We start from the raw sequence: 10,658 nt of genomic DNA, 5'->3' as shown, positions 1-10,658 counted from the left end.
CTGCTCCCCCTGCTCCCCTGCTCCCCCTGCTCCCCTACCTTCCCCGCTCCCCCTGCTCCCCCGCTCCCTTCTATACACTTAACCTAGGGCTGGTTTCTTTAACCTGTTGTTCTAAAAATTGATACCATTCCTTCATTCCCACCCCGGTTTTAGCAGAAACCTCAAAAATTCGAGCTTGGGGGACAATTTTTTTAATGTTATTTAAAGCCAATTCTCGATCAAAACCCACGACTTCTGCAATATCAATTTTATTAATAATTACCACATCAGCCGTTTTAAATAAGGTCGGATATTTTAAGGGTTTGTCTTCTCCTTCGGTGACAGAAAGTAACGCAACCCGTTGATTTTCTCCTAAATCATAGGCCGCCGGACAGACTAAATTACCAACATTTTCAATAATTAATAATTTGACCCCATCTAAGTTCATGTCAAAAATGGCTTTAGCGACCATATCCGCTTCCAAATGGCAAACATTTCCGGTAGTAATTTGAACCACTTGTGCCCCCGACCGTCTGAGTCTTTGAGCATCATTATCCGTGGCTAAATCTCCTACAATTACCGCCCCGGGAAGATGGGAATTAACATCAGTTAAAGTCCGTTCAATAAAGGCTGTTTTTCCTGAACCGGGAGAAGATAAAACATTTAAAACAAAGAGTCCTTTACCCCAAAAAAAGCCCCGATTTCGTTCGGCTAATCGTTCATTTTTAGATAAGATTGCTTCATGAATGGTTAGGGTTTGATGGGTATGATCATGATCAGAATGTTCATGGTTATGGTCATGGGTATGAGGATGTTCATGATCATCATGACTATGGATTTCTACTTTTCCAGGGGTAACAGCACAGCCACAATTGGTACACATAATTAAGAAACCTCTAAAGATGTTAATTCTAACTCTTTTCCCTGAAGAATATCAAGGCTATATTGATGACAATGGGGACATTCATAAATATAATTATCCGGTTGAAATTCCACCTGACAATGATGACAATAACAGCGAACTGGAATAGAATCTATTTCAAAAATAGCGGTTTCTGCTATTGTCCCTTTCACCACTACATCAAAGGCAAATTCTAACGCCTCTGGGATCACTCCCGATAATTCCCCTACTTTCATTTTAATCCAATGAATTCGAGTTGCCCCTTGTTGTTTAGCATGGTTTAAGGCAATCTCTAGGGTCTGTTCCATAATACTAACTTCGTGCATAATTGATGGGGGTAGCAACCCTTTCTTAGAGTTGTTTTTATTCCTTGAGAGTTCCTAACAATTCATTATAATTTATTTTGGGTTTTATGCACTAAATTTTTAATGATTTCTAAAGCCTCTTGAATGCCATTGAGAGCTTTTTGAGATAGGGTTTCACAGAGTTCAAAATTTTCTCCTGGGATCGCAATTAACCAGGCTTGGGGTTGTTTTTGATAGAGAAATTGGGTTAAGGATAAAAGCGATCGCGGATTTAAAGAATGTCCCCAATTAAATAAATTTGAGGGTAAGGCTTCTAAGGAAATAATATTAATTGTCTCTCCTTCTAAAGCAGCATCGACAAAAATAACGGTATCAACTTCCGCCATTTCTGCGGCGACTTCGGGGGTGAGTTGATGGAGAGAAAGCGATCGCACATTGGTTAAGTTCCACTGCTCAATTTCACTAATTACCGCTTGACCAACACCATCATCTCCTCGAATGGGGTTGCCATATCCGACAATTAAAATCATATTATTTTCTATATTTTATATTAACAATATTCTATCATAACTTCCTTTTGTTGACTGCGAAGTAATTGAACTAAATCTTCAATTAAATTGCGACGAATTGAAATATTTTTAGGTAATAAAGGGTTCTGATAAAACTCATTAATTTGTTGACCCACTAAAAAATAAATCGAATCCCCTTCGATAATTTCCCGCGCCAATAAAACCGCCCCATTATTATCAGAAGCCAACCGATCAATATCCCCCTTGCATTTTCTCAAAATTTCCGTGGCTTTAGAAATCGTTAAAATTCCTTCTGTGACTAAATCTACTTCTTTTAATTTACCAATGGGCGGTAAATCTTTTCGCATGGTTGCAATATCCATGTCAATGGTTTCCCCCATATAATTTGCCACTAAATTCCCTGTTGTTCCGCCACAAATCACTTTTCTACCTGGGAAATTTAATAATCTATCGGCATACAATTCATCCTGAGTAATATCTAAAGGCGGGCCAGTAAAAATCATGACCGGGTTGGGTTTTCTAACATAAACCCCCACAAAAGTTGCATCATCACCAATTTTTTCCCGATATAAAGAACGGGTTTCAGACATTACTTGCTCAATAATTGTTCGAGAATTAGTCGCTTGACTAATAAAAATTCTCTCCATGTATTTGGCAATATTATCCCAACCCCAGCCAAAATTCATCGTATCCCCTAACCCCGCATAAAGGATACCATCACTAATTGCCCCAATAAAATCTCCCCGCTCTAATGTTCCTTCTGAAGATTGAATTTTTTTCCCTAAAATTTTATCAATTTTGGTTTCTAATTTAACAATGCGACCTTTTTTAAAATAAAGAATGGGTGGATTATCAAAATTAATGACTTTAAATTCATTAGTTAAATGATTAATCGAAATAATCGTAAAAGTTGCATAGGCAATTTTTCTCACCTGACAGATAGGTAAGGTTCCAATCACGGTTTTAATCACTTCCTCTAAAGGGACATCCGCATTTAACATGGTGATTAAAATTTCCGTGGTCAAGGTGGCTAAAATACTCGCTTTTACCCCACTTCCTAAACCATCGGATAAAACAATGGTGCTTTTAGTTCCGGTTTTGGTAAATTTAACTTGGTCACCACAAAGTTCTTCGCCTTTTTTATTCAAACTCAGGTAACAAATATCAAAAAAGTTATCTTGATTCATATTAATTTTAAAGATGACTTAATTCCTGACTCCTGCCCATTGCCTGAGTTACTGATTCACCATTTCAATAATTTTGAGTAAACTAATTTTAGTTTCGGCGGTGGTTTCTCCTAATAACCCGGCAATTTCTTGAGCGACTTTCATTTGATTATCAACCACTTCATTCACTTTTTTAACGGTTTCCGCTTTAATTCTGTCGGTTTCTTTTTTGCGTTCCATTTCGGCGGTAATATCGCTCATAATACAGCCAATAATATTTTCATCTTTAATGGGAAAAATAAACTCTCGAATATACAAATGATATTCAGGATATTCCGTTTCCCGTCCTCGAATCACCTGATTAGTTTCCCAAACCGTTTTAAAATGATCTACCGTCCCTAAAATTTCGGTTACGGGTTGACCAATAATTTCACTCGCTTCAACATTAAACAGTTTACAAAAAGCTGGATTAACAACTTTAATCATCAAGTCTGAGTCTACGGCAATTAAACCGTTAGGATCATATTCCCATAAAAGTTGCCAGAGGTGATTTTGAGTTGTTTCTAACATGGTTTTTATCTCAATTCTGATCTTTAATCGCGGGAAGAATTTCTTGCAAAAATCTATCTTCAATATTTTGAGGACTAATATTAATAAAATGTAAGTCCTTAAATTTCATCACAATTCCCGAACTACAAGTTTCTAAACAAAATGAGCCTTTTAGCTCAACTTTGTGATCAATATTATATTCACTCATCAAGGCTTGCAATTTCGGTAACACTTCATACACTCCAAGCTGATGACAAGCGGAACCCATACATAAATATAAGTTTTCCTTTGGCATTATTTTGCTTCCTAATATCATAAATTCGTTGTTGGGCTTTAGCCCTTAAGATTGCGCTGAAGCGCAACAACGGGATTGAGAAATGTTGTTGGGCTTTAGCCCTTAAGATTGCGCTGAAGCGCAACAACGGGATTAAAAAATGTTGTTGGGCTTGAGATCTTAAGATTGCGCTGAAGCGCAACAACGGCGCAACAACGGCGCGACAACGGTGGGGTTAATGGCGGTATTTTTCTTGAATAATTGTTCCGTCCTTTTGAATTAATTGGATGTGTAAGGGCATTTGACCGACGGCGTGGGTGGAACAACTTAAACACGGATCATAAGCCCGAATTCCGGCTTCCACTCGGTTTAACATTCCCTCTGGAATATCATTTCCATGAATATAATGTTGGGCAATTTGAGTCACGGTTTTATTCATGGCTAAATTGTTTTGTCCCGTGGCAATAATTAAGTTAACTTTCTTAATTAATCCGTTTTCATCTACTTGATAATGATGGAATAACGTACCCCGAGGAGCTTCACTCACGCCCACTCCTTCTAAACAGTTAATCCCCGCTTCTGAACGCACCCGTTTTGAGACGACATCCGGGTCATCAACTAACTGTTCAATGGCTTCAATACAAGCTAGAATTTCCACTAAACGAGCATAATGATAGAAGAAGGAAGAAGTGGCGACCCGTCCCCCGGCTCGATGACGAAATTCAATTAATTCTCGGTCGGCATCTTCCGTACCAATACAGTCACAAACATTCAATCTGGCTAAGGGCCCCACCCGATAAATTCCATCGGGATATCCCAGGGGTTTGTAATAGGGAAACTTCAAATAAGACCAATTTTCGACGGCTTCTCCCAGGAAATCTTGATAGTTATCTTCACTCAAACCATCGGCGACAATTTCCCCATTACTATCAATAAATCTTAGGTGTCCGCCGTAGTGTTCCCAAGTCCCATCGGGGGCAACTAATCCCATAAATAATGAGGGGAATTTGCCAAAAACATCGATTTCGGTTTTTAATTCCGTATCTAATAACCGCTTAAAGATACTAATAGCTAATTCGGTGGTTTGTCGGGCTTCGGGTAAGCGATCAATGATCCATTCTCGCCCTTCATCGGAAAGGGGAGAACGCACGCCACCGGGAACAGCCCAAGCCGCGTGAATTTTTCTCGCGCCTAATAGTTCAATCACCGTTTGTCCGAACTGACGCAAGCGAATTCCGGCCCGGGCTAAATCGGGATCAGCCGCCATTAAACCAAAGACATTTCGTTTAGCTGGATCACTATCCCAACCTAATAGAAAATCAGGACTACTGAGGTGGAAAAAACTTAACGCATGGGATTGAGTAAGTTGGGCTAAATTCATCATTCGGCGCAGTTTTTCCCCGGCCGGAGGGACTTGGACTGCGAGGATTTTATCGCCAGTTTTGGCGGCGGCTAGGAGGTGACTCACGGGGCAAATTCCGCAAATTCGGGCGGTAATTCCAGCCATTTCAAACATCGGTCGTCCTTCGCAGAATTTTTCAAAACCGCGAAATTCTACGACGTGAAACCGTGCATTTTCGACTTCTCCCGCATCATCTAAATAAACAGATATTTTAGCGTGACCTTCAATCCGAGTTACGGGATCAATAATAACGGTTTTAGACATATTTTTAACCTCTGTAGTTTGTTATTTAGCTTGAACTTTTCTATCCCGTTGTTGCGCTTGGGCGCATCTTTATTAATGAGATTTGAGGATGGGAATTAATGGTTATAACTTATATCCTCGGGTGCGCTGAAGCGCAACAACGGCGCAACAACGGCGCAACAACAGTTAACCGAATTTGATCATTTCCCGTCCTTCCATTACAGGCATTTTCCCTTCTAATAAAGGAGCGATCGCCGATTTAATTCTATCCGCAGAAGGAGGACATCCGGGTAAAAAGATGTCAATATCAACTAATTCATGAATCGGACGAACTCGCTCTAACAGTTCAGGTACAATTCCTGGTTCGTGAGGCAATTGAGCCCCGATATCACTTAGTTCCAAATAACAGCGTTTTAAGACAGGTTCCGTACTGCCTAACATATTTCTCATCGCCGGAACATTAGCCGTGACCGCACAATCTCCAAAGGAAATTAAGAGTTTAGTCCGTTTTCTAACTTGATATAATAACTCTAAATTTTCTTCGTTAGCCACGGCTCCTTCCACCAAACAAACATCCACATTTTCAGGATATTCTTTGATGTCACAACCCACCGGACTAAAGACCACATCGACTTTTTCCGCGAGATCAAATAGCCATTCATCTAAGTCTAAAAACGACATATGGCAACCGGAACATCCCGCCAACCAAACCGTAGCAAATCTTATCTTGTCCATTGATGTTTCCCTCTTGCATCTGCTAAGAATTCTAGTTTTTCACTATCCCGTTGCATTTCCGATGTGGTGGTGCCTTTTTTAAAGATTGAACCCGTGGGACAAGCATCGACACATTTACCACAGGAGGTACAAGCATCCACATCCCCCCAGGGTTGATTTAAACCACTAATAATTTTAGCTGCGGCTCCCCGATAGCCGACATCCCAGACGTGGGCTCCTTCAATTTCGGCACAAACTCTCACACACCGAGTACACATAATACAACGGTTATGATCGATGCCGAATTTACTATGGGAAATGTCTACTTCCCGTTCAGGAAAGCGATAGGGAAAACGGCTATGATCCATGCCGACTTCAATCGCAACGTCCTGTAATTCGCAGTTACCATTGGCAACACAAACGGCGCAAACATGATTTCCTTCTGCGAATAATAACTCCACAGTCATGCGTCGATATTCTTGCAGTTGGGGGGTTTGGGTACAGACTTCCATACCTTCTGCCACTTCGGTTACACAAGCGGGTAATAAACGATTAATTCCTTTAATTTCTACTAGGCATAACCGACAAGCTCCCACATCGGAAACCCCGTCTAAATGACAGAGTTTAGGAATTTTGACTCCGGCTTCTTCGGCGGCTTTGAGAACGGATGTCCCTTCTTCAACAGCAACATCAATTCCATCAATAACTAGGGTTTTTACGGACATAATTTTTTATCTCCTCTCAGGTTTAAATATCAAATTTAATCCTTTCATTTTAAGATGTATCTGGTTTCATTGTAGCAGTTTTTTCTAATATTTTTTACGGGATTTTTAGGGCTTTATTTGTGTTATATCAAGGGTTTGATCCCCCCTAACCCCCCTTAATAAGGGGGGAATTGGATTTCAAAGTCCTCCCTATTAAATAAAGTGGGAACTGGATTTCAAAGTCCCCCTTTTTAAGGGGGATTTAGGGGGATCAAATCTCGGCTGTAATCAGATTTTTTCAGCCGTCTTTGACACCCATGAAATTAACCCTAGGCTAAACAAGCGGCTAAATCTTCATCGGGGGTTGAAATTGCTTTCAGATGATAGGTGTCCGATAGTAATTGGAATACATTCGGAGAAATAAAAGCAGGTAAAGTGGGGCCTAAGCGAATGTCTTGAATCCCTAAATATAACAGGGTTAATAACACCGCCACAGCTTTTTGTTCATACCATGACAAAATCATGGACAGGGGTAATTCATTCACACCAATATCAAACGCTTTAGCTAATCCTAAAGCAATTTGAATGGCAGAATAGGCATCGTTACATTGTCCCACATCCATCAATCGAGGAATGTTACCAATTTCACCTAATTCTTTATCAAAAAAGCGGAATTTTCCACAAGCTAAGGTGAGGACAACACAATCTTGGGGAACTTTTTCCACAAATTCTGTGTAGTAACTGCGTCCGGGTTTGGCACCATCACAACCGCCGACTAAAAAGAAGTGACGAATTTTGCCTGCTTTCACCGCTTCAACGACGTGATCAGCTACACTTAAAACCGCATTATGGGCAAATCCGGTTTTCACTTCCCGGGGGGTTTCATCATCTAAAAAGCCGGGGAGTTCTAGCGCTTCTTGAATCACTGGAGTATAATCAGGAATCCCATCAGCATTTGAGGGTAAATAGCCTAACCCTGGATAGCCCACAGGCCCAACTGTAAACAGTTTTTGATCATAGGTTTCATGGGGCGGCATTAAACAATTTGTTGTCACCACAATTGCTCCGGGAAACTTAGCAAAATCTTTGGTTTGATTCTGCCAAGCTGTGCCAAAATGTCCGAACAAATGGGGATATTTTTGTTTTAAAAGTGGATATCCATGGGCGGGTAATAATTCCCCGTGGGTATAAACTGTAATCCCCGTATCGGCGGTTTGTTGTAACAGGGCTTCTAACTGTTTAATATCATGTCCCGAGACTAAAATAGCTTTACCTTGACGATGATTTAAGGGAACTGTTGTCGGGGTTGGATGTCCATAATGTCCGGTATGTCCGGCGTCTAATAATTCCATTGCCCGTAGGTTCATTTCTCCGACTTTTAAAGCCAAACCGACCCAGGCATTTAAGTCTAAATCCTGCCGATCTAAAGCGACTAAGGCTTCATAGATGAACTGATAAATTTTTTCGTCTTCTTGACCGAGTTCGTAGGCGTGGAAGGCGTAAGAAGCCAATCCTTTTAACCCGTAAATGGTGGTTAATTGCAGGGAATAGATATCAATATTCCCACTGGCTTTTTGAATTAAATCTAAGGCAAACTGTTGTCCCTGTTCCGATAAATTTTCCTCAAAATCCGGCTGATAATTACAAATTTCTGGCCAGGAAATGGGGGTGGGACTTTTACTTTCCACCGCTTGTTTTAAGGTTTCCCGAAATTGTAAAGCCTGTTGAGCCGAGTCAGCAAATCGCTTGGTACTAAAGTTAACATTAGTCATCGTCGAAAACATCGATTCACAGGTAAATCGATCAATTTCTCGATTTGGAATTCCTAGCTCATAGGCTTTTAAAGCAATGGGGGCAATACTGCGTAAGCAATAGACTAATAAATCTTGGATTGAATTAACTTCTGGACTTTTACCACAAGCCCCCCATTGATGGCAGCCATTACCACTGGCGGTTTGTTCACATTGTTCGCAAAACATTTTTTATGATCCTTACTTGAAAGTATTGGATACAATGGGTGAATTTTATCTTTGTTGACAACAATATCGTCACCCATTGCAGATATAGCAATCCTATTCGAGTTGTGTTCAAAATTCATGAGCAAAAGGGAATAGGGAACACCGGATAATACTTCTGACTGTTTCATATCAGTATTGAAATGTTACAACGTCAGCGCGGATTGCTATAAAAACCGCCTCATGTTCACCGAAGATTAAGACCCCGAAACCCGTCCGCTTTCTTCGGGTTGCAACAGGGCTGCATATTCTTCTGGGAAATAGCGCAACGTACTCAAGACTGGGTTAGGGGCTGTTTGTCCGAGTCCGCATAAACTGGTGGCTTTGACCATTTCCGACAACAGTTTCATTTTCTCAATATCGGCGGTGGTGGCTTGTTTATTGAGAATTTTGGTTAACATTTGATACAGTTGAACCGTTCCGGTGCGGCAGGGAACACATTTTCCGCAGGTTTCCCCCCGACAGAATTCCATATAGAATTGGGCAACTTGCACCATACTGGTGTCTTCGTCCAGTACCACCATGCCCCCTGACCCCATCATAGATCCTAATTGGGCCAAGGATTCATAATCTACCGGGGTATCTAAATGTTCTGCGGGAATACAACCACCCGATGGCCCTCCGGTTTGCACGGCTTTCACCTTCACCCCGCCGGGAATACCGCCGCCCATCTCCTCGATAATTTGGCGTAAACTAATCCCCATGGGGACTTCAATTAAGCCGGTATTGCGAATTTTGCCCGTAAGGGAGAAAATTTTAGTCCCCTTGCTTTTTTCTGTCCCAATGCTGGAAAACCAGTCGCTGCCTTTTTTAATAATTGGGGCAATATTGGCCAGGGTTTCGACGTTATTAATTAAGGTGGGCTCCCCCCATAACCCGGAAACGGCGGGATAGGGTGGGCGCGGGCGAGGAGTGCCCCGTCCCCCATCAATGGAGGCAATCAGGGCGGTTTCTTCCCCACAGACAAAGGCGCCCGCCCCTACCCGGATATCGATGCGAAAATCTATTCCAGACCCAAAAATTTGACTGCCTAAAATTCCCTGACGTTTGGCCTGTTGGATGGCTTTTTGCAGACGGGAGATGGCCAGAGGATATTCGGCCCGGACGTAAATATACCCCTGGGTCGCACCGACGGCATACCCGGCGATCGCCATCCCTTCTAAAATCCGATGGGGGTCACTTTCCAACACACTCCGATCCATAAAGGCACCGGGATCTCCTTCATCGGCGTTGCAGATTACATATTTCTGTCCCGGGGGCATTTTGGCAACGGTAGCCCATTTTAATCCGGTAGGATATCCGGCCCCGCCCCGGCCCCGTAGCCCGGATTTGGTAATTTCCGCCACCACCTCGGCCGGACTCATTTCATAAACGGCATGGTGGAGGGCTTGGTATCCACCCACGGCGATATATTCGCCAATTTTTTCCGGGTCAATTTTACCGCTATTTTCTCGAACAATCAGCAGTTGACCACTAAAAAAGGGATGGTTGCGATCGCCTTGGACGGGTTTGGCTTCTCCCCCATTCAGGGCTTCAATAATAGATGGGGCTTCTTCGGGGGTGACTTTCTCGTATTGGAGTCCGGCGGGTTCGACTTCCACAATTGGCCCCCGGCCACAGAATCCCATACAACCCACCCCGACCACTTGCACTCGCTCCTCGAGTCCAGCAGCTTTCACGGCCGCATCCATTTGGTCTTTGACCCCCAAGGAGTTTGATGCCACACATCCAGTTGAGGTACAACAATGCACCCGGATCGGTTTTTGGGATTTTTGTTCCTTCTCGGCTAATTCTAATAATTCGCTATATTCCATAATTTCTGTTTTCCTCTATATCGTAGGTAATGGGTAATGGGGAATGGGGAATGGGGAATGGG

Annotated in this window: 11 protein-coding genes; all 11 read right to left on the bottom strand. The window is 42.2% G+C overall.

Features of this window, described 5'->3' with window-relative positions; genetic code table 11:
- Positions 1–70 precede the first annotated feature (70 nt).
- The 11 genes from hypB to PL11201_RS10865 all read right to left on the bottom strand — a co-directional run bounded on the left by hypB (position 71) and on the right by PL11201_RS10865 (position 10,596).
- A complete protein-coding gene (gene hypB / locus PL11201_RS10915) occupies positions 71–862 on the bottom strand; it encodes a hydrogenase nickel incorporation protein HypB (protein WP_079678631.1) in 792 nt (263 codons plus the stop codon).
- Between the two features lie 2 nt (positions 863–864).
- Complete coding sequence (gene hypA, locus PL11201_RS10910; protein WP_079678629.1) at positions 865–1,206, bottom strand: hydrogenase maturation nickel metallochaperone HypA; 342 nt, start codon at positions 1,204–1,206, stop codon at positions 865–867.
- A gap of 65 nt (positions 1,207–1,271) precedes the next feature.
- Positions 1,272–1,715 (bottom strand): hydrogenase maturation protease, encoded by a 444-nt coding sequence (locus tag PL11201_RS10905; RefSeq protein WP_144017729.1) that lies wholly within the window; start codon positions 1,713–1,715, stop codon positions 1,272–1,274.
- Between the two features lie 20 nt (positions 1,716–1,735).
- Positions 1,736–2,902, bottom strand: coding sequence for a SpoIIE family protein phosphatase (locus PL11201_RS10900; RefSeq protein ID WP_079678625.1), 1,167 nt, complete (start codon positions 2,900–2,902; stop codon positions 1,736–1,738).
- A 48-nt stretch (positions 2,903–2,950) separates the two neighbouring features.
- A complete protein-coding gene (locus PL11201_RS10895; RefSeq protein WP_079678623.1) occupies positions 2,951–3,451 on the bottom strand; it encodes a PAS domain-containing protein in 501 nt (166 codons plus the stop codon).
- Between the two features lie 10 nt (positions 3,452–3,461).
- The gene (locus PL11201_RS10890; protein ID WP_079678621.1) at positions 3,462–3,725 is read right to left on the bottom strand and encodes a (2Fe-2S) ferredoxin domain-containing protein; all 264 of its coding nucleotides are present in this window, start codon (positions 3,723–3,725) and stop codon (positions 3,462–3,464) included.
- A gap of 214 nt (positions 3,726–3,939) precedes the next feature.
- The gene (locus tag PL11201_RS10885; protein ID WP_079678619.1) at positions 3,940–5,370 is read right to left on the bottom strand and encodes a Ni/Fe hydrogenase subunit alpha; all 1,431 of its coding nucleotides are present in this window, start codon (positions 5,368–5,370) and stop codon (positions 3,940–3,942) included.
- A gap of 165 nt (positions 5,371–5,535) precedes the next feature.
- Complete coding sequence (locus tag PL11201_RS10880) at positions 5,536–6,084, bottom strand: NADH-quinone oxidoreductase subunit B family protein (protein WP_079678617.1); 549 nt, start codon at positions 6,082–6,084, stop codon at positions 5,536–5,538.
- Positions 6,072–6,788 carry a bidirectional hydrogenase complex protein HoxU gene (gene hoxU / locus PL11201_RS10875; protein ID WP_079678616.1) on the bottom strand — a complete coding sequence of 239 codons (717 nt, stop codon included), beginning with the start codon at positions 6,786–6,788 and terminating at the stop codon, positions 6,072–6,074. The genes PL11201_RS10880 and hoxU overlap by 13 nt, the downstream gene beginning before the upstream one ends.
- Before the next feature lie 308 nt (positions 6,789–7,096).
- Positions 7,097–8,746 (bottom strand): hydroxylamine reductase, encoded by a 1,650-nt coding sequence (hcp, locus tag PL11201_RS10870; protein WP_079678614.1) that lies wholly within the window; start codon positions 8,744–8,746, stop codon positions 7,097–7,099.
- Between the two features lie 233 nt (positions 8,747–8,979).
- Positions 8,980–10,596 carry a NuoF family protein gene (locus PL11201_RS10865; RefSeq protein ID WP_079678612.1) on the bottom strand — a complete coding sequence of 539 codons (1,617 nt, stop codon included), beginning with the start codon at positions 10,594–10,596 and terminating at the stop codon, positions 8,980–8,982.
- Positions 10,597–10,658 lie beyond the last annotated feature (62 nt).

This window comes from Planktothrix sp. PCC 11201 (genome assembly GCF_900009135.1).
Lineage (GTDB): Bacteria > Cyanobacteriota > Cyanobacteriia > Cyanobacteriales > Microcoleaceae > Planktothrix.
This window is presented reverse-complemented; position numbering and strand designations above follow the sequence as displayed.